The following is a 22,038-nucleotide window of genomic DNA, read 5'->3' on the forward strand; positions in this document are numbered from 1 at the left end:
TCAATCCCCCTCGATCGTGGCTTCAACGTCACCCAAGGTGTCCAGACGGAGCCGGAATCGTCCTGGGGCATCGACGGCCACCATGGGTCCGAGCGCACCGGACATCACGGTGTCTCCGGCGCGCAACGGGCTTCCGCGCCGGTACATTTCACGTGCCAGCCAGGCGACCGCCGTTACCGGAGATCCGAGGCAGGCGTGGCCGGCGCCGTGCGACACGGCTTCCCCGTCGCGTTCGAACACCATGCCGATCCGCGACAGGTCGAGCCCGATGAGGCGGTGCGCCGTCGTGCCGAGCACCACCGCACCGGCCGAGGCATTGTCGGCCACGGTGTCGGCGATGGTCAGATCCCAGCCGGCGATTCGTGAGTCGACGATCTCGATGGCCGGCAGCACGAATTCGGTGGCAAGAAGCACGTCCGCCACCGATGCACCCGGTTTGTCGATGTCGCGGCCTAGGACGAAGGCGATCTCACCTTCGACCCGTGGCTGCAAGAACCGGCTCAGGGGAACCGGCTGGCGGTGGCAGAACACCATGTCGTCCAGCAGCGCGCCGAAATCCGGTTCGAATACGCCGAACTGCTGCTGCACCACGGGAGCGGTGAGCCCGATCTTGGCGCCCACGATGCGGGCCCCCTGCGCTACTCGCTCTGATACCAGCAGGCGCTGCACACCGTAGGCCGCTTCGATACCGTCGGCGCCCAAGAGGTCACGCACCGGCGGGCACGGCACTCCGGTGCGGGCCGCGGTGCGCAGACGCTCGGCGGCGTCGAGAATGGCGGTGGGCGGGCCGGCGATTTCCGTCTGCGTCATAGCTGCACGCAGACGTTGGTCGGCTCGGTGTAGAAGTGCAGCGATGAGGCGCCGCCCTCGCGCCCGAGCCCGGACAGCCCCATGCCGCCGAAGGGCGACCGGAGGTCGCGCAGAAACCAGGTGTTCACCCACGACATGCCCACGTGCATCGCCTGGGCGACGCGGTGGCCACGGCGAAGGTCGTTGGTCCACACCGATGCGGCCAGGCCGTAGTCGGTGTCGTTGGCGAGCTCGATGGCCTCGCTCTCGTCGTCGAACGGGATGAGCGCGGCCACCGGTCCGAAGATCTCCTCGCGTACCGCAGCGTCATTGTTGGTCAGGCCGGTCCACAACGTCGGTTGGATCCAGGACCCACCGTTCAGTTCGGCACCGAGATCCGGCACGCCTCCGCCGACGAGCACCTCCGCGCCCTCGTGCTGCGCCAACTCGAAGTAGCGCAGCACCTTCTCGCGATGCGCCGCGGAAATGAGCGGGCCGGTGGTGGTGGCGTCGTCGGTGGGGCGACCGAGCTCCAGCTCGTGTGCGCGCTTGATCAGCCCGGTGGCGATGTCGTCGAAGATGCCCCGTTGGATGTACAACCGCTCGGTGCACAGGCACACCTGGCCGGTGTTGGCGAAGACGGACCGGGTCAGGCCGTCCAGCGTCTCGTCGAGATCGGCGTCGTCGAACACCACGGCCGCGTTCTTCCCGCCTAGCTCGAATGAGACCGGGCGCACCCGCGGCGCCACCGCGCTCATCACACGCGACCCGGTGGCGGAGGATCCGGTGAACGTCACGCCCGCGATGCCGGGGTGCCGGCTGAGGGTCTCCCCCACCTCACCGCGGCCGTGCACGACGTTGAACGTTCCCGCCGGCAGCCCAACCTCGGCCAGCACCTCAGCGAGAAGTGTTGCGGTGGAAGGTGTTTCCTCACTCGGCTTGACCACGACCGCGTTGCCGCACGCCAAGGCGGGCGCCACCTTCCAGGTCAGCAGCAGCAGCGGCAGGTTCCACGGCACTATCACGGCCACGACGCCGAGCGGCTTGCGCACGGCGTAGTTCAGTGCCCGTCGACCGTCGCCGGTCTCGGTGATGAACGACTCCTGCCCGGCGGCGGCCACGGTGTCGGCAAAGCTTCGGAAGTTCTGCGGCGCCCGACGGACGTCCAGCGCCCGCGCCTGGGTGATGGGCTTGCCGGTGTCGCCGACCTCGGCGGCGACGAACTCGTCGAAGCGCTCTTCGATGCGGTCCGCCGCGCGGCGCAGTAGCGCCGCCCGCTCGGCGACGGGTGTCTGCGACCACGCTGCGACGGCTCGGCGACCCGCCGTGACGGCGCGATCCACCAGCGCCTCGTCAGCCTCGTGCACCCGACCGATCGCGGCTCCGGTTGCGGGATCGATGTTGTCGTACCAACGGGTGTCGTCTGGTTCGATGAATGCGCCGTCGACGAAATTGCGCACCCATCCCTGGGCCGTCTTTGCCATGTCAGCCATCATCGAGTCCGGCAGCCATGCCCACAAATGCCAAATCTAGGCATACATATGCATGAATGAACATCGCTCTCGGTGACATGGACTCGCGATATGCACGCATCACGCCGATAATCACTTCTATCATGCACAGATGGGCATATGGATGACAGCAAGGACAGCCGGACAGTGAACCCACCGAAACTGCTCGACGGACGATTGAAGATCCGGCACCTGGTTCTGGTCGATGCGCTGACGCGCCAAGGCTCGGTGGTCGGCGCGGCCGCCGAGCTACACGTCACGCAGCCGGTCGCCACGCGCGGGCTGCACGACATCGAGGAGATCCTCGGGGTGTCCCTCTACGAGCGCGGCCCGCGCGGCATCACCCCCACGATCTTCGGGCAGGCGTTCACCGAACACGCCCGCGTTGTTCTGGCGCAGTTGAATCAAGCCGGCCGGCACGTGCTCGAACTCGCCGAGGCCGAGCGCGGCACCGTCGTCGTGGGGACGCACCTGGCCGGGTCGAACAACCTGCTGCCGGTGGCGATCGGGCGGCTCAAGCAGGTGCGGCCGTTGCTCACGGTCATCGTGCGCGAGGGGACGCCGGACGCGTTGCTGGCCGAACTCGAAGGTGGGCGCGTCGACGTGATCGTCGGGCGCCTCACCTCACCGACAACTGAATTCGTCTCGCGCACAACGCTCTACAACGAGACGATCCGCCTGTACACCCGCGCCCAGCATCCGCTGTCCCAGGCGCCCGCGGTGACGCTGCGGGAGTTGGCCGATTACCCGTGGATTCTTCCCGGAAGCGAGACGTCGCTGCGCCGCGAACTCGAAGAGTTCTTCGCTCGGCACGATGTCGACCTACCGCGCAATCGGGTGGAGGTGACGTCCTTTCTCACGATCCGACACCTCCTGATGGAGAACGACTACGTCGTGGCGCTACCCAGCATCGTCGCCACCGAGGATGTCCGCATCCGACCGCTTCCGGTGTCCCTGGACAACATCGGGCACAGCGTGGGTATCACGACGGCTGCCATGCGCGCCTTGAGCCCGTCGGCGGTGGCTCTGATCGACTGTCTCAAGACCACGGCCAACCACCTGTGGACGGGATCCCGGTTTTTCGATTCCTGAACGCGCTACCGAACCGGGCTCACCGTTCGGACGACGGGTTTTCGGCCATCAGCCCGCGGTATGTGACCGGTGTGGGTCGAAGGCTGGACATCAGGTCATCGACGTCGGACCCGAGCGTTATCAGCGTTTGTTCGTAGGACGGGGCGAACGTCAGGCCGTACGGGCCGCCGCAGTATGTTGCCGGCCGAGCCACATCCCAGCGGAGCATGCCATCGGCATCGATCACGTCGGGTGAGCAGGATGCCGCCACGACCTCGCCGACGATGGTGAGCCGATCGCGCCACTGCGTATTCCACAGGACGCGGCATTCGAAATGGCGGCTGTACTCGGCGATGCGCGGCGGCCGGACCACGCGCCCCGCCAGCGCGGTGAGCCCCGCGTGGTCCAACTCGTTCTCGCCGGGGGCGAGGTCCGCACCGGTCATGCACAGGGCCCGCAGCTCGCTGGGTTCGAAGGACGGGATGTTGACGACGAACTCGCCGGTGGCCAGCACGTTGTTGGCGGTGTCCCTGCCGATCCCGATCGTGAACATGATCGCCACGGGATCGTGGGCGATGCGAACGCACGCCCCCAGCGCCGCGGCGTTGACATTCCCGGCCGCGTCGACCGTGGTCACGACGGCCAGCGCGGAGCTGGGCGCGTACAACCGATCCCAGTGTTCGGGGACGACGTCGACGAATGATTGTGTTGCTGCTGATGACATGTCGGGTCTCCTCAGATGTGCTTGACGCTGCCGCCGTTGACAGGGATATCGGACCCCGTGATGTAGGAACCTTCTTCGGAGACCAGGAATGCGACGGCGTTGGCCACGTCCTCAGCTCGACCGGGCCTGCCCAGGGTGATCCGCCGCTCGTCTTTGACGTAACGCCCGATCGCGGTCTCCACATCGGTGTTGTGCCTGATCGCGAGTTGCTCGGAGAACCCGCCGGGCTGGTCCCACAACGGCGTCCGGATCGAGCCCGGCGACACTGCGTTGACCCGGATTCCGTCGGCGCCGAGTTCCTCGGCGAGACCGCGGGTTATCGCCAGCAGGCCGGCCTTGGTCGCGGCATAGTCGACCCAGTAGGGGTCCGGGACGCGCGCCGTCGAGGAGCACATCATGACGATCGAACCGTTGTCGGATTCCCGCAGCAGCGGAATGCCCGCGCGCGTGATCCGGACGGCGCTCATCACGTTGACGTTCCACAACTTCAGCCAGTCATCGTCGGTGATCGACTCGAACCCGTCGCGGGTCGGTGCGATACCGACGTTGTTCACGATGGCGTCGAGTCGGCCGTGGTCGTCCCTCACCCGGTTGACCAGAGCCTCACATCCCGCGGCCGTGGACAGATCGGCAACGACATCGGTGACGTTGGTCAGCTGCTCCGGAAACGGGGCGAGGTCACCCGAGACGACATGTGCCCCGAGGGAAGCCAACTTCCGCACCGTGGCCAACCCGATACCTGACGATCCTCCCGTGACGATTGCTACTCGCCCGTCCAAAGTCGTCATGCGTGTCCTCCTCATGTTGGCGCCCTATCCGTTCCGCCGAGCTGCGGGTGGCGGCTCCGTCGACCGTCCCGGGCCGGCTCCAGGTTCGGATCGACCTCGAAACCTGCAATAGCAATTCGCAAGCCTGCCGAACGTGTTGCAGGCCTGTCCAATACCCAATTGCGGTTCTGCCATCTCGTTTCGAGCATGGCGGCGGTGTGGAGCGGGCAGCTGTGTGAGGCGCACTCCGCGCTCAAGGAGGGGTGTCGAGGAGTGGCCGGCGAGCCAGATGCCTCAGCCAATTCGCTTCTGGCCCAAACGAAAGTCAGCTTTCGATCGGCGAATACCAGTCGGCGTTGGTGAGCAGGACGCGGGTCCCGAGATCGCGGTTCCACTCCGGCTCGATGCCGTGGCGCCGCACGATGGGGAACACGACCTCGTCGAGCATCCGCATCACGTCGCCCCGGTACAGATCTTCCTTCGCCTCGTCACTGAGCTGGTTGTAGGCGTCCTCGTCGAAGTTCTCCGGCTCGAACGCCCCATAGCCGATGTATGTGCTGCCGTCCTCGACAAGGCGGTCGGTGTCCTGGTTGTGGAAGTAGATGTATCCCCGCCAGTGACGGCTGTCGTCGCGCTCGTCGCCGATCTCGGCCGAGGCGCAGGTTCCGCAGCAGCTGAAGTCGGCCCGGGCGACCACGCCGTTGGCATTGAGCTCCTCGAACGCCGCCAGCGTGCGGGACCGGTAATCGCCGATCTCCGACTGCTGCCGAAGCCGCGCCTCACGCAGCGCGGCGAAGGCCGACGTGAGCTGCTCCTCGGAGAGCTCGTAGTCCTCGGCGTAGATGTCGAGGAAATCCTCGGCGTCGTCATTACCGGTGACCAACTGGCCCCAGATGCCGGCGATCAGCTCGGCACGCTCGTCGGCGTCGATCGGCAGATCAGGGAGCACGGCGTAATCGGGGATCGCGTTGGGATACAGCGGTGCGCTCACGGCGCTGGCCTCCAGGATGCAGTCGGAACCGAGCAAATTGCGGACGGTGCGATCGTAGCCGCGGATCGCGATTCCAGCCTCGTCGAGTCGTGCGGCTATCGGTCGAACTTGTCGCTGAGGCGATCGAAGAAGCGATCGATGCGCTGCTCGAGTCGAGTGCCTTTACCCCACTTGTCCCACGCGTAGATCAGACCGAATAGGGCGGCGACGATGCCGAGAACCAGGGCGGTGACGAGGATGGCCTCAACCGTTGTCGACATCGGAACATCGTCTCCGACGCCCGCGCGAACGCCAACTGCCCCGCGCGTATCCGATCGGTGCGAATACTCGTATCGGCCTTCCCTCGATCGGGCATGATGGCGCCGTGAACTGGCGGCGGCTGAGGTTCGTAGACCGGATCCTGTACTGGCTGGGCTGGTTTGGCCCGTTCGTGTACTTGGGGGTCGGCATCTACATGTGCTGGCTGGCGATCCGCTGGATCCCGAGCACTCCCATGCCGGACCAGCTCTTCACGTGGCTACTTCTGGTCATCGGTCTGGTGTGCCTACGGCAGTCCTACAAAGAGTTTCTCGAAGTTCGCGATGCTGAGCTGCTGTACCCGTCCTCCGAGCGGGACGATAAGCCCGAGTGGCGGCACCCGCTCACGCCGGAGCTGCGAGAACAACTGCTGTCCATGTTCTCCTTGTTGAAGACCGCCGGGATTATCGGCCCTGACGAGGTGACCGACGAAGAGGTCGTCGACTGCGCCGAACACACCGACGTGTTCGAGGACATGGACATCCACTCCGTGAGCATGGTTTTGGAATCGCTGGCCGACGAGCGGGAACCACCGCTCGACCATTTCACGTTCTTTACCGACCAGGCAGGGCCCTACGACGACGATGCGTTCGAGATCGTGGGTGAATTCGCTCGTATCAGCGGATATGGACGGTCCATTGCATCAAGTCAGATGCGAAATGACCGGCGGCTACCCCGACCCTTACGACGTGGACTCCGCTCCCAACGCCGTCGTCGAATTCGAATTGGGCACTGCCCGGTACTCGCTGCCCGTGACCATGTATCGCAAGTACCTACCCAACGGGCTGATCGAACAATTGGCATCGATCTTCACCCCGCCCGACAGTGCAGAACAGTTCTATGTCTCGTGGGTCGCCACCAATCTGCAGATCACATACACAACCCCGGCCAAGATCGAGAAATTCAATGCCGCAGTTGGACCGGAACCGACCTGGGTGCCGATCGAGCACAAGTCGTGTTCTCCTGAAGGTTGAGCCGCGACTGCGACCGCACTCTCCAACGCCGAATGGCCAGTTATGACACCGATTTTCGGGATCTGCGTGCAACAACTGGCCATTCGACCTAGCACCTGCCAAACGGGCTTGACTCTCACATGGTGTGAGGCGGCACAGTCGTAACCGTGACCGACACCCCGCCCTTGATGCCGATCGGCAGGTTCTCCTCGCTGAGCCGTATCTCCGTTCGCATGCTGCGCCACTACGACGCCCATGGAGTCCTGGTGCCCGCGCAGGTGGACGCGATCAGCGGCTACCGCCGGTACGCCGCGACGCAGCTGACCGACGCCGCCGTGATCCGGCGGCTCCGCGACATCGGGTTCGGCGTGTCCGCCATCGGAGCCCTGCTCGCCATCCGCGGCACCGCGGCGTTCGACGCAGCCCTCGCGGCCCAACGCATCGAACTGGTCGCGGCGGCCGAGGAGGCCAACGCGCGGCTCCGGCTCATCGACCACTTACTTTCCGAGAAGGAGCTCACCATGACCGACACCGTCACCGAAGAAACCGTCCCCGCCCGGACCATCGTGTGCCTGCGCGACACCGTTGCGAACTACGCCGCCGAAGCGCAGCTGTGGGAGCGGTTCATGCCCGCCATCGCCGAGCAGAACATCACGCCGGGCATGTTGGGCGGATGCATCGAACACGATGACGAGTTCCGCGAATCGGATGTCGACGAATCGGTGTTCGTCGAGGTTCCCGCCGACACCACGGCCCGGGATCCGCTGAGCGTGTTCGTTGTGCCCGCTCGCCGGGCCGTGGTGGCCAGCGTGACTGGGCCGTACGCCGAGGCGATCTCGCGGGCGCACGAGCTCATCGGCGCCTACATGACCGAGCACGGGTTGACCCTGACGCGCACCGCCGACGACATCACGACGCACCACTACAACATCTACCTCGACGACCCGCGCGACGTGCCCGAGGACCGCCTGCGGACAAAGGTGTACGTGCCGGTTCAATAGACCGGCCTACCGCCCGCAGTCCTCCAATGCCGAATGGCCGGTTATTGCACACCTTTTCGTGATTTGCGTGCAATAACTGGCCATTCGAGCCGCTCAACAGTGCGTCACAACATGCAGCTGACGCAACCTTCCACCTCCGTGCCCTCCAAAGCCATCTGGCGGAGCCGGATGTAGTACAGCGTCTTGATTCCCTTGCGCCAGGCGTAGATCTGCGCCTTGTTGACGTCGCGGGTGTTGGCGGTGTCCTTGAAGAACAGCGTCAGGCTCAAGCCCTGATCCACGTGCTGGGTGGCCGCGGCGTAGGTGTCGATGATCTTCTCGTAGCCGATCTCATACGCGTCCTGGTAGTACTCCAGGTTGTCGTTGGTCAGATACGGCGCCGGGTAGTAGACGCGGCCGATCTTGCCTTCCTTGCGGATCTCGATCTTGCTCGCCACCGGGTGGATCGAGGAGGTCGAGTGGTTGATGTAGGAGATCGACCCGGTCGGCGGGACTGCCTGCAGGTTCTGGTTGTAGATGCCGTGCTCCTGCACTGAAGCCTTCAGCGCACGCCAGTCATCCTGGGTCGGAATGTGGATCTCGGCGTCGGCGAAGATCTGCCGCACCTTGTCGGTGGCCGGCTCCCACACCTGATCGGTGTACTTGTCGAAGAACTCCCCCGACGCGTACTTCGAGTCCTCGAACCCGCCGAACTTCGTTCCACGTTCGATCGCAATGAGATTCGACGCCCGCAGCGCATGGAACAGCACCGTGTAGAAGTAGATGTTGGTGAAGTCGATGCCCTCTTCGGAGCCGTAGTGGATCCGCTCGCGGGCCAGGTAGCCGTGCAGGTTCATCTGCCCCAGGCCAATGGCGTGCGAGCTGTTGTTGCCCTGCTCGATGGACGGCACCGACCAGATGTGGGTCTGATCGCTCACCGCGGTCAGTGCCCGGATGGCCACCTCGATGGACTGGGCGAAGTCGGGTGAGTCCATCGTCTTCGCGATGTTCATCGACCCCAGGTTGCACGAGATGTCCTTGCCGACCTTCTTGTAAGACAGGTCGTCGTTGAACTCCGAGGCGGTGGAGACCTGCAGGATCTCCGAGCACAGGTTGGAGTGGGTGATCTTGCCGGCGATCGGGTTGGCCCGGTTCACCGTGTCCTCGTACATGATGTACGGGTAGCCCGACTCGAACTGCAGCTCGGCCAGCGTCTGGAAGAACTCGCGCGCCTTGATCTTCGTCTTGCGGATCCGCGCGTCGTCGACCATCTCGTAGTACTTCTCGGTCACCGAGATGTCGGCGAACGGAACGCCGTAGACCTTCTCGACGTCGTACGGCGAGAACAGGTACATGTCCTCGTTCTTCTTGGCCAGCTCGAAGGTGATGTCCGGGATCACCACACCCAGCGAGAGCGTCTTGATCCGGATCTTCTCGTCGGCGTTCTCGCGCTTGGTGTCGAGGAACCGGTAGATGTCCGGGTGATGGGCATGCAGGTAGACCGCACCGGCACCCTGGCGAGCGCCGAGCTGGTTGGCGTAGGAGAACGAGTCCTCCAGCAGCTTCATGATCGGGATGACGCCCGAGCTCTGGTTCTCGATGTTCTTGATCGGCGCACCGTGCTCACGAATGTTGGTGAGCAGCAAGGCGACTCCGCCACCGCGCTTGGACAGCTGCAGCGCCGAGTTGATCGAGCGCCCGATGGACTCCATGTTGTCCTCGATGCGCAGCAGGAAGCAGGACACCGGCTCACCGCGCTGCTTCTTACCCGAGTTGAGGAACGTCGGCGTGGCCGGCTGGAAGCGGCCGTCGATGATCTCGTCGACCAGCTTCTCGGCCAGCACGGTGTCACCGGCCGCCAAGGTCAGCGCCACCATCACCACGCGGTCCTCGAAGCGCTCGAGATAGCGCTTCCCGTCGAAGGTCTTCAGCGTGTAGGAGGTGTAGTACTTGAACGCGCCGAGGAAGGTCGGGAACCGGAACTTCTTCGCATAGGCCCGATCCAGCAAGCTCTTGACGAAGTTGCGGCTGTACTGGTCGAGCACCTCGCGCTCGTAGTATTCCTTCTCGATCAGGTAGTCGAGCTTCTCGTCCTGGCTGTGGAAGAACACCGTGTTCTGGTTGACGTGCTGCAGGAAGTACTCCCGCGCCGCCCGCACATCCTTGTCGAACTGGATCTTGCCGTCGGCGTCGTACAGATTCAGCATCGCGTTGAGCGCGTGGTAATCAGTCTCTCCGGGCAGGGCGTGCCCGGCGTTGGTTACAGGCTCTGCAGCTGTGACGGTTGGTGGCACGTCTGATCCTTCCAAAAGTCTTTCAACCCCGCGCGGACTGCTTCGACATCGTCCGGGGTTCCCATGAGTTCGAAGCGATACAGGTACGGCACACCGCATTTGCGCGAGACCACATTGCCCGCGTACGCGAACTCCGCACCGAAGTTGTTGTTGCCCGCGGCGATCACGCCGCGGATCAACGACCGATTGTGTTCATTGTTGAGAAATGCGATGACCTGCTTGGGGACGTATCCCCCGTTGTTGATGTCCGGCGTGGCACGGCCGCCGCCGTAGGTGGGAAGGATCAGAACGTAGGGTTCGTTCACCTCGATGCGGCCGTGCAGCGGGATCCGGGTGACGCGGTCTTCGGGCCACTCCAGCTTCTGGACGAAGCGGTGGGTGTTCTCCGAAACGCTGGAGAAGTAGACGAGGTGGCTCATCGCGTCCTCCGTTCCTCTCCCCTGGTGGTGATGCCTTCCGTTACGCGGTCGCCGCGACCGAGCTCAGCGCCTTGATCCGGTCGGGGCGGAAGCCCGACCAGTGGTCGTCACCGGCCACCACGACCGGGGCCTGCAGGTACCCGAGCGCCATGACGTAGTCACGCGCCTCGCTGTCGAGGGTGATGTCGACCTTCTCAAACTCGATGCCCTGCTTTTCCAACGCCTTGTAGGTGGCGTTGCACTGCACGCATGCGGGCTTGGTGTACACGGTGACGGTCATCTTCGGTACGGCTCCTCTTGCGGAAAGTGAACAAGTGACTGGCAACTGATCGGGTCTTACGTTTCGCTTAAGTTCAGCGACCTTCGGGCCGCCAAAATTCCTGCCGGTCGAAGCCGCCCTCCGGCCGGTCTTGAAACCGACTCAGCCGGATTCGCTGCGCTCCGGCCGGCCCCCGAACTGTGGTGGCCTGTCGGTCTCACAGACACTACACCTAGTGGCCGACAGTTCGAAGTCATACAACATGTTCTGAATAACATTTCTGAAATTCCCAGGTCGTAAGCTTGCCAGCAACCACACCCACGGCGTGTCGCGCTCGACTTGACAGACCGTGTCGCGCCGCAGCCCTAGATGTAGCACCAGCCACCGACAAGTCGGGTCTCGCGGAAGCGCAACGTCCCCCAATAGCAAAGCCGCCGGCCGGGTCGGGACGACCCAGCCGGCGGCAGGAATTTTGCCGGAAAGCGACGCGGACGGCAAAACGCGATGACGGCCCCTCAGCGGACCTCAGATGTGAGCTTGCCCACAATGTCACGAAGCGCTCCGGCGACCTCGGCGTTCTCCCGCGGATGCTTGTCGTCGAGCGTCTTCGACGGCACGGAGAGCTTGAGGTCCTCGACCACGCGCGGCCCGGCGATACCGATGGACTTCCGCGTCTCGTCGTGAGCCCACACGCCGCCGTACTGCCCGAGCGCGGCACCCACCACCGCCACCGGCTTGTCCTTCAGCGCGCCGTTGCCCCACGGCCGCGACAGCCAGTCGATGGCGTTCTTCAGCACGCCGGGAATGCTGCCGTTGTATTCGGGAGTGACCACCAGCGCGGCGTCGGCCTCGGCGGCCGCGGCGCGCAGTGCGACCACGGGCTCGGCCACATCCGCGGTGTCGATGTCCTCGTTGTAGAACGGCAACTCGCCCAGCCGATCGAAGATCCGCAGTTCCACCCCCTCGGGCGCCTGTTCCACCNCCACCGCCACCGGCTTGTCCTTCAGCGCGCCGTTGCCCCACGGCCGCGACAGCCAGTCGATGGCGTTCTTCAGCACGCCGGGAATGCTGCCGTTGTATTCGGGAGTGACCACCAGCGCGGCGTCGGCCTCGGCGGCCGCGGCGCGCAGTGCGACCACGGGCTCGGCCACATCCGCGGTGTCGATGTCCTCGTTGTAGAACGGCAACTCGCCCAGCCGATCGAAGATCCGCAGTTCCACCCCCTCGGGCGCCTGTTCCACCGCCAGTTCTGCGAGCTGCCGGTTGATCGAGGCCGCACGCAGGCTTCCTACCAACACCAGGACCTTGTTATCGGCCATCTTTCTCTACTCCTTAGTTCGGCTCGTCCGATCTTCGCAACGATCAACCGGACTGTGGTCCGATTAATTCCGGCTGAGTTAAAGTGCAGTTGTGGCAGCCTCCGACCGCCCGACCCGGCTCATGGGCATCGACCCGGCGCCACCAGAACGCGGCCCAACACGTATCGACGCCGCCCGAAACCGCGCCCTGATCCTCGACGCCGCGCGCCGGCTCATCGCCGAACGCGGTCCCGACGCAGTCAGCACCGACGATATCGCGGTCGCTGCGGGCGTCGGGAAAGGAACAGTTTTCCGTAGGTTCGGCAGCCGCGCAGCGCTGATGATGGTGCTGCTCGACGAGGACGAGACCGCAGAACAGAACGCCTTCATGTTCGGCCCGCCCCCGCTCGGTCCCGGCGCACCCCCACTCGAACGTCTCCTGGCCTACGGTGCAGACCGTCTGAGGTTCGTACACTGCCATCAAGCGCTCATGTCCGATGCGATCAGGGACCCCGAACTGCGCTATACCGGTCCGTTCACCCTGCACCGCACGCACGTCCGGATGCTGCTCGAATCGGCAGGAACCACAGGCGATCTCGAAGCTCAGGCCGATGCGCTGATCGCACTGCTCGACCCGGACTACGTGGCACACCAGATCTCGGCCGGCCGCAGTCTCGACGAACAGACCACCGCGTGGCAGGACACCGCCCGCAAGTTGTGCGGCCACTAGGGCCATGACCGCCTGGGTGCTGCATGTCGACCTGGACCAGTTCCTGGCCTCGGTCGAACTGCGCCGCCACCCCGAGCTGGAAGGCCTCCCGGTCATCGTCGGCGGCAGTGGTGATCCCACTGAACCACGCAAGGTGGTTACCTGCGCGTCGTATCAGGCCCGCGAGTTCGGTGTACACGCCGGCATGCCGCTGCGCACCGCGGCCCGCAAGTGCCCGGACGCGACGTTCCTGCCGTCGGACCCCGACGCCTACGACGCGGCCTCCGAACAGGTGATGGGCCTACTCCGCGATCTCGGCTATCCGCTGGAGGTGTGGGGCTGGGACGAGGCCTATCTGGGCGCCGAGGTGAGCGACCCGGTCGAGCTGGCCGAACGCATCCGCACCGTGATCGCCGCCGAGACCGGCCTGTCCTGCTCGGTGGGTATCAGCGACAACAAGCAACGCGCCAAGGTGGCGACCGGACTCGCCAAGCCGAAACGTGGCACAGAGCACGCGCCGGGCATTTACGTCCTCACCGAGGCCAACTGGATGTCGGTGATGGGCGACCGTCCGCCCGATGCGCTGTGGGGCGTGGGACCCAAAACCACCAAAAAGCTTGCCACCATGGGGATCACCACGGTCGCCGATCTCGCCGCCACCGATGCGTCGGTGCTGACCGCGGCCTTCGGTCCCACCACCGGGTTGTGGATCCTCTTGCTGGCCAAGGGCGGCGGCGACAGCGAGGTCAGCTCCGAGCCCTGGGTTCCGCGGTCCCGCAGCCACGTCATCACGTTCGCGCAAGATCTCACCGAGCGCGGCGAGATGGACGACGCGATCCGCGACCTGACCCGCCGGACGCTGGACGAGGTGGTGGAACAGGGCCGCATCGTCACCCGGGTGGCGGTCACGGTGCGCACCAACACCTTCTATACGCGCACCAAGATCCGCAAGCTGGGGGCGCCGAGCACCGACGTCGACGTCATCACCGCCACCGCACTGGCGGTCTTCGATCAGTTCGACCTGGACCGCCCGATCCGGCTGCTGGGGGTGCGCCTCGAACTGTCCATGGACGAGCTTCCCACCGCCCCGGTTGTCGGGACCGACCAATAACCTCGACCCCATGCTGCAGACCATCGCGATCCGGGGCTACCGCTCGTTGCGAGAGGTGATCCTGCCGCTGACCGAACTCACCGTGGTCACCGGCGCCAACGGCACCGGCAAGTCGTCGATCTACCGCGCCCTGCGGTTGTTGGCCGACTGCGGGCGGGGCCAGGTGATCGGGTCACTGGCACGGGAAGGCGGTCTGCAGTCGGTGCTGTGGGCGGGCCCGGAGCAACCGTCCGAGGAAACCCAGGGCACCACCCGGACCCGGCCCGTGTCCCTCGAAATGGGCTTTGCCGCAGATGATTTCGGTTATCTGGTGGATCTGGGGCTGCCGCAGATGGCCGGGTCGGGCGGTGAGCCGTCGGCGTTCGCCCTCGACCCCGAGATCAAGCGCGAGGTGGTGTTCGCCGGGCCGGTGCTGCGTCCGGCTTCGGCGCTGGTGCGCCGCACCCGCGAATACGCCGAGGTCGCCGCGCAGACCGGCCGGGGTTTCGACGAGCTGACCCGGTCGCTGCCCTCCTACCGCAGCGTGCTCGCCGAATACGCGCACCCGGACGCGCTGCCGGAACTGTCGGCGGTGTCGGACCGGCTGCGCGACTGGCGGTTTTACGACGGGTTCCGGGTCGACGCCGGCGCGCCCGCCCGCATGCCTCACGTCGGCACCCGCACCCCGGTGCTCTCCGATGACGGCTCCGATCTGGCCGCGGCGGTGCAGACGATCATCGAGACCACCTTCGACGACCTGGCCCGCGCCGTGGCCGATGCCTTCGACGGCGCCACGATCTCCGTCGCGGTCAACGACGGGCTGTTCGACCTGCAACTGCGTCAACGCGGCATGCTCCGCCCGCTCCGTGCCGCCGAATTATCCGATGGCACATTGCGTTTCCTACTCTGGGCAACGGCCTTGGCCAGTCCCAGACCGCCCTCGCTGATGGTGCTCAACGAACCCGAGACATCCCTGCATCCCGACCTGGTCCGGCCGCTGGCCGCCCTGATCCGCACCGCGGCGCAGCGGTCCCAAGTGGTGGTCGTGACGCATTCACATGCGCTGCTGGATTTCCTGGAAACCACGCCGGCGGCCGACGAGCAGCGTGGCCCCGCGATCGAGGTGGAGCTCTACAAGCAGTGGGGTGAGACGAAGGTGGCGGGGTTCGGCATGCTCAACACACCGTCGTGGCACTGGGGAAAGCGTTAGCGCTGCACGCTTTTGGGCCGCAACGCCCGGGTGAACAGCACATTGACCTGCCGCATCGCCACACTGTAAGGCCACCACGCCACCCGCTTGAACGCGTAGAGGGCGCGGATATCCGACGAGGTGTAGATCAGGAAGCGGTTACGCCGCACCCCGGCGAGGATCTTCTCGGCGGCCTTCTCCGGCGAGATGGCGTGGCCGGCGAACCGGTCCACCCATTTCTGCACGTGGGGGTCCTCGCGATCCACCCCGGCGATCTGAACGGTCTGCACCAGACCGGTTTTCACCGCGCCGGGGACCACGACCGAAACCCCGATGCGGTTCCGGGCCAGGTCGAAGCGCAGCACTTCGCTCAGCCCGCGCAGGCCGTACTTGCTGGCGCTGTAGGCGCTGTGCCAGGGCAACGCGACGATGCCGGCCGCGGACGAGACGTTCACCAGATGCCCGCCGCGGCGGGCCCGCACCATGGGCGGCACGAACGTCTCGATCACGTGGATCGGCCCCATCAGGTTGACGTCGATCATCGACCGCCAGTGCTGATGCGTGAGTTGGTCGACGGTTCCCCAGGCCGACACCCCGGCGATGTTCATCACCACATCCATCGGCGAATGGGCCGCGTGGATGTCGGCCGCGAAGGCCGCCACCTGGTCGTAATCGGAAATGTCGAGGGCCCGGTGCGCGGGCACCTGCGCGCCCAGCGCGCGGGCATCGGAAACCGTGTGGGCCAATCCGACTTCGTCCCGGTCGGTCAGGTACAGCTCGGCACCGTGTGCGGCCAGTGCGAGGGCCGTGGCCCGGCCGATCCCGCTGGCCGCACCCGTGATCAGGCACCGCTTTCCCTGGAAGTGCTCCCGAAGCTTGGCCCGACCGTTACCCGCGGTATCGCTCCCCATAGCGGTGACCTTACCGGTGACGCTAACCGCCCTGGCCACCCCACAGTGCGTTGAGCCACAGTCGCTCGACCACATCGAGGGCACGGCTCGGGTCGGTACCGCGCCCGACGAAGGCCGAGTCATGGGACAGCGTCATCGCGGTGGTCGCCACCAGGGTGCGTACCAGGGCGGGAAGGTCGTCGGAGATCGGCTGTGCGCCCTGGTCCTGCTCCACGAGGCCGACGATCTGGTCGATCACGGCGTCCTCGTAATCGTTCATGAGTTCCCGGATCTGCGCGTCGGTGTTCTGCGCGACGGTGCACGCCGACATGATCGGGTCGTTGGTCGCGAAGACGGTCGCCGCGCTGCCGACCATCCGCTTGGCGAAGGCCGCCGGAGTTTCACCGGCGTCCCGGGGCGCGTAATTGTGGGTCAGCGCGGCGAGTTCCTCCATCGCGTCGGAGACGATCACCGCGAGCACCGCGTACTTCGAGTCGAAGTAGAAGTAGAAGCCCGACCGGGCCACCCCGGCACGTTCACTGATGGTGCTCACCGACAGATCGGCGAACGACTTCTCCTCGAGCAATTCCCGCACTGCCGTCACGATCGCCTCGCGCTGCCGGTCCCCCCGGCTGCGGCGGGCCTGCGGGCGCCCGGTGGCGCTGTCGCCGTCCCCCGGTATCGATTCGGCGGTCATGGCATAAGACCTTTGCACCCGCGACGCGCCAGTTCAAAACTTGACATGCGTCAAGTCTGGCAGCCAGGATGGCCTCAAGTGGTGACATCGACCACAATTCGTCAGCCCTTGTACGGTCAGGAGCGGCCCATGGCAACCATCAGCACCCCGCACTACCTGCTCGATCAGGCCAAGCGCCGGTTCACCCCGACGCCCAACACCCTGCCTGGCATGGGCGCGCTGGAGAATCGGCTGAAGGCCAAGCAGTGGGACCAGTTCGTGTTCGCCGAACCGCCGGCCGGCAGCGGCCTCAAGCCGATCAGCGGCGATTCTGGTTTGCCGATCATCGGGCACATGATCGAGATCTTCCGGGGCGGTCCCGACTTCATCGTGGAGCTGTACCGCAAGCACGGGCCGATCTATTACGCGCAGTCACCCGCGCTGTCGTCGGTGATGGCGCTGGGCCCCGATGCCACCCAGGCCGTCTTCTCCAACCGCAACAAGGACTTCTCCCAGCGCGCCTGGGATCCGGTGATCGGCCCGTTCTTCGAGGGCGGCCTGATGCTGCTCGACTTCGACGAGCACATGTTCCACCGCCGGATCATGCAGGAGGCGTTCACGCGCACGCGGCTGTCCGGCTATATCTCCCACATCGATTCGGTGGCCACGAGCGTGCTGGCCAACGACTGGGTGGCCAACGATCCGCGCTTCCTGCTGCACCCGGCGATGAAGGAGCTCACGCTCGACATCGCCTCCGAGGTGTTCATGGGCGTGCCGGCGGGTACCGACCGCGCGCTGGTCACCACGGTCAACAACGCCTTCACCACGACCACGCGGGCCGGCAATGCGATCGTGCGGACGCCGGTGCCACCGCTGAAGTGGTGGCGCGGCATCCAGGCGCGCAAGACCCTTGAGGAGTACTTCGCCAGTCGCATCGACGAGAAGCGCCGGTCGGAGAGCACCGACATGTTCAGTGTGCTGTGTCATTCCGCTGACGAGGACGGGCAGTCGTTCACCGACGACCAGATCATCAGCCACATGATCTTCCTGATGATGGCCGCCCACGACACGTCCACCTCGACGATGACGACGATGTGCTACCACCTCGCGGCCAACCCGGAATGGCAGGAGCGGCTGCGCGACGACTCCGCGCGGATCGGCGACGGGCCGCTGGACTTCGAATCGCTGGACAAGCTGGAAACTTACGATCTGGTGATCAACGAGGCGTTGCGGATGATGACGCCACTGCCGTTCAACTTCCGTCAGGCGGTGCGCGACACCGATCTGCTGGGCTATTTCATCCCGGCGGGGACGAGCGTGGTGACCTGGCCGTCGATCAACCACCGGTTGCCCGAGCTGTGGACCGACCCGGAGAAGTTCGACCCGGACCGCTTCGCCGAGCCGCGCAGCGAGCACAAGAGGCACCGCTACGCGTTCGCCCCGTTCGGCGGTGGCGCCCACAAGTGCATCGGCATGGTGTTCGGCCAGCTGGAGATCAAGACCGTCATGCACCGGCTGCTGCGCCGCTACAAGCTCGAGCTGGCCAGCCCGGATTACCGGCCGCGTTACGACTACGGCGGCATGCCGGTGCCGATCGACGGCATGCCGCTGGTGCTGCGCCCGTTGCACTGATCACCGGGCGCCGGCACTCACGCGGTGGCGGCCATCAACCGGTTCGCACAGGCGATCACGGCGCGCAGGGCCGATTGCACCGGGTCGGCGGCCACACCGATGGCCCATTCGGTGTGCATGCCGTCGCAGCCCTTGAGGAACGTGGCGGTCCGCCCGGCGGTCGGCAGCTGGTGGAACGAGGTGGTCTCGACGCTGACGCCACGTTCGTGCAGCATCGCGGTCAGCGCGGCCACCGGCCCGCTGGCCGCCGCCGTCGAGGTGGCAATCGTGTCACCGATGGCCAGCGTGGCCCGGTAGGTGCGAGCCTGTGGCCCCAGACCGCCCGGCGAACGCTCGTCGGCACAGCTGAACTGCCCGAGCCGCAGCGGTCCCGCGAACTGCGCGTACTCGTCGAGAAACTGGTCCCAGGAGGCGTTTTCGCCGGCCGCGCGGAGGTCCCGGGGCAGCGGGGCGGCGAAGTGTGCTGCGAACGGCATCGAATCACCCGAATGCGCTGCTGATGAAGTGAGAAACATGTGCCGGCCTTCTCTGGCTCAGAGGAAGTGACCGACGAAGTAGCGAACGACCCACAGCGAGGGGTCGGTCCGATCAGACCCCGCTGCGGGTTGCTACTACGAGTCGCCTTGGCACGTTGGCGATGCTAGACGCAGCGTGCCCGGTGGCGCAAACACTTTTGGTGCCTACGTAGGCTCGGCGGGGTGGAAGCCTCATGAGTGCCGGTGAGGCGGTTCTGCTCCTCGTCGCCGGAATCGGCGGCGGGCTGACCGGCAGCATCGCCGGTCTGGCGTCGGTGGCCACCTATCCCGCGCTGCTGCTCATCGGGCTGCCCCCGGTCACGGCGAATGTCACCAACACCGTCGCGCTGGTGTTCAACGGTGTCGGTTCGGTGCTGGGTTCCCGGCCCGAACTCGCAGGCCAAGGTGCCTGGATCAAGCGGATCATTCCGGTCGCGGCGGCCGGCGGTGCGGTCGGGGCGGCCCTGCTGTTGTGTACCCCGGCCGAGGGATTCGAGCGGGTGGTCCCCGCGCTGCTGGCGTTCGCGTCGGTGGCGATCCTGCTGCCGCGCAGCCGCCAGCGCGAGACCCGGGTGGCCGATCATCGCGAGCACCGGGTGAAGGTCACCGTGGAGGCCGGCGCCATCTTCCTGATCACCATCTACGGGGGCTACTTCGGCGCCGCTGCGGGAGTGCTGCTGTTGGCACTGATGCTGCGCACCGGTGAGGCGACACTGGCACATGCCAACGCCTCCAAGAACGTGATCCTCGGGGTGGCCAACGCCGTGGCGGCCGTGGCGTTCGCAGTGGTCGCACCGGTGTACTGGCCGGCGGTCCTGCCGTTGGGCATCGGGTGTCTGATCGGTTCCCGGCTCGGGCCGGTGATCGTGCGACACGCCCCGGCGACGCCGCTGCGATTCCTGATCGGCGCGGCCGGCGTCGCCCTCGCGATCAAACTCGCCATCGACACCTACTGATGTCACCTACTGACCGCACCCGCCGGCGATCACGTGAAGGGGTTGTCGCCCTTGGTGACCCGGGTTCCCAGCGTGAGGAGATTCTCGGCCGAGGCGTGCAGTTGCTCACCGGCATCGCGGCTGGCCCGCCCGGCCAGATATCGCGACCAGGTGCCCTCGATGACGATGCCGAGCTTGAAACAGGCCAGGGCCACATACCAATCCAGCCGGTCGGTCTGCCGGCCCCCGGCCGCACGGTGCGCCTCGATCAATTCGCTGCGGTGGGCCAGGCCCCCGAGCTCGGCCAGCGCCGACCCGGCATTGATCGGATTCGGATCGTCCGGCCAGCACACCAGCATCCACCCGAGGTCGAGCAGTGGATCGCCGATCGTGCACATCTCCCAGTCGATGAACGCGGCCAGCTCGGGTGACTCCCGGCGCAGCAGAACGTTGTTGAGGTGCGCGTCGCCGTGCATGATGCCCGGCTCGGCGTCCGGCGGCCGGTTGCCCTCCAGCCACTGCGCCAGCTCCCCCACACCGGTCAGCGATTCGGGTGAATAGCCGTCGTGGCGGTAGCTTTCCAGCAGGCCCAGGAACTGCGGAATCTGGCGCGCCAAGAACGATCCCGGCCGGCGGATCGCGGCGAGTTCGCTGTTCTCCCAGGCCACATTGCCCAGTTCGGCCAGGCTCGCGGCATACGACAATCCGACGCGGTGACGCAGGTCGGCGTCCTCATAGGCGGGCGCCACCTCGGTGCCCGGGTTGAAGCCGTCGACCTCCTCCATCAGGTAGAAGACCACGCCGATCACGTCGAGGTCGGTGCAGGCGGCGATGAATCCCGGATGCGGCACGGCCGAGCCGGCCAGGGTGCGCAGCACCGCGATCTCGCGGAGCATGGTCTTGTCGCTGGTGGGCCGGGGATGTAAAGGCGGGCGCCGCAACACCATTCGGCGGCCGTCGACGCACATTCCGACCACGATGTTCTGCGTCCCACCGGTCAGCGGGGCCACGTCGGTCAGGGTCGTCCCGATCCCCTGATCCTGCAGCCAGCGTTGAATCGCGTCCTGATCGGTGTCACTGAGCGTCGGCAACTGCGCTACATCGTCGGGCATGCAGCCATGGTGCCAGCTGCGGGCTGCGATCAGCGCACGTTCGCGACGGTCAGCAGGTACTCCCACGGCATCGATGATCCGGTGCGGAACCGGTCGCCCAGTGCGGCGATCTCGGCGTCGAGTGCGGCCACCTTGTCGGCATCGGCGGCGATGGCCCGGTACGCCGAGATCGTCGGACCGTAGTTGGCCTTGAAATGGTCACGGAACGCCGCCCCGTCGGCATATGCGCGAACGTCGAGTTCCCTCCGCTCACAGCTCAACTCGCCGACCCGGTCACCCAGCAGGGTCCGCACATACTCCTCGCCACCCCACAGCGGTGGCGGGGACACCCCCGGTGGCGGCGCGGGCACGTACGGCTTCATCGTGGCGAACAGCTGCCCGATGAATCCCTCCGGGGTCCAGGAGATCAGCCCGATCCGCCCACCGGGGCGGGTCACCCGGACCAGTTCGTCCGCGGCTTGCTGATGGTGCGGCGCGAACATCACCCCGATACACGACAGCACCGCGTCGAACGAAGCGTCGTCATAGGGCAGCGCCTCCGCATTGGCCTCGGTCCACTCGACCGCAACGCCGGCCTCTGCGGCCAGCACACGTCCCTGTTCCACCAACTCGGGGCACAGGTCACTGGCACTCACCCGGGCACCGGTCGCCGCGGCGGGGATCGCGACGTTGCCGGTTCCCGCCGCCACGTCCAGGACGCGGTCACCGGGCCCGACCCCACTGGCCTCGACCAGGACGGGCCCGAGTGGGCGCACGATATCGGCGGCGATGACCGCATAGTCACCCAGCGCCCACAGGGCGCGGTGCTTGGCTTCGAGTTCGCCATCGGTGATCACGGCGTCCATGGGAACGCTCCTTTCGCAGGTTGGTTCCATGGTCGACCTGTGCGGTGCGCCGTTCCAGTACCAGATCTGTAGCGGGCCGGGTTCTATATCTG

General features: G+C 65.9%; 23 protein-coding genes and 2 pseudogenes. 8 read left to right on the forward strand and 17 right to left on the reverse strand.

Translation table 11 applies throughout. The features are described 5' to 3' along the window. On the reverse strand, positions 1-810 hold the full coding sequence (locus BN4332_RS28260; RefSeq protein ID WP_066902898.1) for a 2-keto-4-pentenoate hydratase: 810 nt from the start codon (positions 808-810) through the stop codon (positions 1-3). After that, positions 807-2,273, reverse strand: a complete 1,467-nt coding sequence (locus BN4332_RS28265; protein WP_066903141.1) for a 2-hydroxymuconic semialdehyde dehydrogenase — start codon at positions 2,271-2,273, stop codon at positions 807-809. The genes BN4332_RS28260 and BN4332_RS28265 overlap by 4 nt, the downstream gene beginning before the upstream one ends. Positions 2,274-2,420: 147 nt before the next feature. Here BN4332_RS28265 and BN4332_RS28270 point away from each other — a divergent pair, with 147 nt between their 5' ends. Further along, positions 2,421-3,392, forward strand: coding sequence for a LysR substrate-binding domain-containing protein (locus tag BN4332_RS28270; RefSeq protein WP_276079607.1), 972 nt, complete (start codon positions 2,421-2,423; stop codon positions 3,390-3,392). 19 nt (positions 3,393-3,411) lie between these two features. Here the strand turns inward: BN4332_RS28270 and BN4332_RS28275 are convergent, their stop codons facing one another. The 5 genes from BN4332_RS28275 to BN4332_RS28290 form a co-directional block, all read right to left on the reverse strand. Then, complete coding sequence (locus BN4332_RS28275) at positions 3,412-4,095, reverse strand: flavin reductase family protein (protein WP_084459440.1); 684 nt, start codon at positions 4,093-4,095, stop codon at positions 3,412-3,414. 11 nt (positions 4,096-4,106) lie between these two features. Beyond that, entirely contained in the window at positions 4,107-4,883 is a 777-nt protein-coding gene (locus BN4332_RS28280; protein ID WP_074133213.1) for an SDR family NAD(P)-dependent oxidoreductase, read from the reverse strand. Between the two features lie 304 nt (positions 4,884-5,187). After that, positions 5,188-5,889, reverse strand: a complete 702-nt coding sequence (locus tag BN4332_RS28285; protein ID WP_235654318.1) for a DUF6891 domain-containing protein — start codon at positions 5,887-5,889, stop codon at positions 5,188-5,190. Positions 5,890-5,948: 59 nt separating this feature from the next. After that, positions 5,949-6,113 (reverse strand): hypothetical protein, encoded by a 165-nt coding sequence (locus tag BN4332_RS33865; protein ID WP_200820456.1) that lies wholly within the window; start codon positions 6,111-6,113, stop codon positions 5,949-5,951. A gap of 284 nt (positions 6,114-6,397) precedes the next feature. After that, complete coding sequence (locus tag BN4332_RS28290; protein WP_066902905.1) at positions 6,398-6,694, reverse strand: hypothetical protein; 297 nt, start codon at positions 6,692-6,694, stop codon at positions 6,398-6,400. A gap of 115 nt (positions 6,695-6,809) precedes the next feature. On the opposite strand from BN4332_RS28290, the gene BN4332_RS28295 reads away from it, so the two are divergent. Both BN4332_RS28295 and BN4332_RS28300 read left to right on the forward strand, forming a co-directional pair. Continuing rightward, positions 6,810-7,124: a hypothetical protein gene (locus tag BN4332_RS28295; protein WP_066902907.1), complete on the forward strand. Its 315-nt coding sequence runs from the start codon at positions 6,810-6,812 to the stop codon at positions 7,122-7,124. A gap of 146 nt (positions 7,125-7,270) precedes the next feature. Further along, positions 7,271-8,104, forward strand: coding sequence for a MerR family transcriptional regulator (locus BN4332_RS28300; protein WP_066902909.1), 834 nt, complete (start codon positions 7,271-7,273; stop codon positions 8,102-8,104). Positions 8,105-8,208: 104 nt separating this feature from the next. Here BN4332_RS28300 and nrdE read toward each other — a convergent pair whose 3' ends face one another. The 5 genes and pseudogenes from nrdE to BN4332_RS33875 all read right to left on the reverse strand — a co-directional run. Continuing rightward, positions 8,209-10,377 carry a class 1b ribonucleoside-diphosphate reductase subunit alpha gene (gene nrdE / locus BN4332_RS28305; protein ID WP_074133214.1) on the reverse strand — a complete coding sequence of 723 codons (2,169 nt, stop codon included), beginning with the start codon at positions 10,375-10,377 and terminating at the stop codon, positions 8,209-8,211. Beyond that, positions 10,344-10,796, reverse strand: a complete 453-nt coding sequence (gene nrdI / locus BN4332_RS28310; protein WP_066902913.1) for a class Ib ribonucleoside-diphosphate reductase assembly flavoprotein NrdI — start codon at positions 10,794-10,796, stop codon at positions 10,344-10,346. The genes nrdE and nrdI overlap by 34 nt, the downstream gene beginning before the upstream one ends. 40 nt (positions 10,797-10,836) lie before the next feature. Further along, positions 10,837-11,076 carry a redoxin NrdH gene (locus BN4332_RS28315; protein WP_066902915.1) on the reverse strand — a complete coding sequence of 80 codons (240 nt, stop codon included), beginning with the start codon at positions 11,074-11,076 and terminating at the stop codon, positions 10,837-10,839. Between the two features lie 494 nt (positions 11,077-11,570). Next, positions 11,571-12,041, reverse strand: a pseudogene (locus BN4332_RS33870) (NAD(P)H-dependent oxidoreductase); the annotation flags it as partial. A 9-nt stretch (positions 12,042-12,050) separates the two neighbouring features. Further along, a pseudogene (locus tag BN4332_RS33875) lies at positions 12,051-12,374 on the reverse strand (NAD(P)H-dependent oxidoreductase); the annotation flags it as partial. A 91-nt stretch (positions 12,375-12,465) separates the two neighbouring features. Here BN4332_RS33875 and BN4332_RS28325 point away from each other — a divergent pair. Genes BN4332_RS28325 through BN4332_RS28335 form a run of 3 tightly spaced genes read left to right on the forward strand, consistent with a single transcriptional unit; the run spans position 12,466 to position 15,362 of the window. Beyond that, positions 12,466-13,083 (forward strand): TetR/AcrR family transcriptional regulator, encoded by a 618-nt coding sequence (locus tag BN4332_RS28325; RefSeq protein WP_074133216.1) that lies wholly within the window; start codon positions 12,466-12,468, stop codon positions 13,081-13,083. Positions 13,084-13,087: 4 nt separating this feature from the next. Next, on the forward strand, positions 13,088-14,173 hold the full coding sequence (locus BN4332_RS28330) for a DNA polymerase IV (protein WP_066902917.1): 1,086 nt from the start codon (positions 13,088-13,090) through the stop codon (positions 14,171-14,173). A 10-nt stretch (positions 14,174-14,183) separates the two neighbouring features. Continuing rightward, on the forward strand, positions 14,184-15,362 hold the full coding sequence (locus tag BN4332_RS28335; protein ID WP_066902919.1) for an AAA family ATPase: 1,179 nt from the start codon (positions 14,184-14,186) through the stop codon (positions 15,360-15,362). Here BN4332_RS28335 and BN4332_RS28340 read toward each other — a convergent pair. Together BN4332_RS28340 and BN4332_RS28345 are read right to left on the reverse strand one after the other, a co-directional pair. After that, on the reverse strand, positions 15,359-16,252 hold the full coding sequence (locus BN4332_RS28340; protein WP_066902921.1) for an SDR family oxidoreductase: 894 nt from the start codon (positions 16,250-16,252) through the stop codon (positions 15,359-15,361). The two genes, BN4332_RS28335 and BN4332_RS28340, sit on opposite strands and share 4 nt — an antisense overlap. Positions 16,253-16,274: 22 nt before the next feature. After that, positions 16,275-16,928, reverse strand: a complete 654-nt coding sequence (locus tag BN4332_RS28345) for a TetR/AcrR family transcriptional regulator (RefSeq protein ID WP_066902923.1) — start codon at positions 16,926-16,928, stop codon at positions 16,275-16,277. A gap of 129 nt (positions 16,929-17,057) precedes the next feature. Between BN4332_RS28345 and BN4332_RS28350 the strand changes: the two genes are divergently transcribed. Then, positions 17,058-18,539, forward strand: a complete 1,482-nt coding sequence (locus BN4332_RS28350) for a cytochrome P450 (RefSeq protein ID WP_066902925.1) — start codon at positions 17,058-17,060, stop codon at positions 18,537-18,539. Positions 18,540-18,556: 17 nt separating this feature from the next. Here BN4332_RS28350 and BN4332_RS28355 read toward each other — a convergent pair whose 3' ends face one another. Further along, positions 18,557-19,015, reverse strand: a complete 459-nt coding sequence (locus BN4332_RS28355) for a 2-isopropylmalate synthase (RefSeq protein ID WP_235654319.1) — start codon at positions 19,013-19,015, stop codon at positions 18,557-18,559. A gap of 233 nt (positions 19,016-19,248) precedes the next feature. Between BN4332_RS28355 and BN4332_RS28360 the strand changes: the two genes are divergently transcribed. Then, entirely contained in the window at positions 19,249-20,010 is a 762-nt protein-coding gene (locus BN4332_RS28360) for a sulfite exporter TauE/SafE family protein (protein ID WP_066902929.1), read from the forward strand. A 29-nt stretch (positions 20,011-20,039) separates the two neighbouring features. On the opposite strand, the gene BN4332_RS28365 is transcribed toward BN4332_RS28360, so the two are convergent. After that, a complete protein-coding gene (locus tag BN4332_RS28365) occupies positions 20,040-21,101 on the reverse strand; it encodes a phosphotransferase family protein (protein WP_066902931.1) in 1,062 nt (353 codons plus the stop codon). 29 nt (positions 21,102-21,130) lie between these two features. Then, the gene (locus tag BN4332_RS28370; RefSeq protein ID WP_066902933.1) at positions 21,131-21,946 is read right to left on the reverse strand and encodes a class I SAM-dependent methyltransferase; all 816 of its coding nucleotides are present in this window, start codon (positions 21,944-21,946) and stop codon (positions 21,131-21,133) included. Positions 21,947-22,038: the final 92 nt, after the last annotated feature.

It is taken from the genome of Mycolicibacterium houstonense (genome assembly GCF_900078665.2).
GTDB classification, from domain to species: Bacteria; Actinomycetota; Actinomycetes; order Mycobacteriales; family Mycobacteriaceae; genus Mycobacterium; species Mycobacterium houstonense.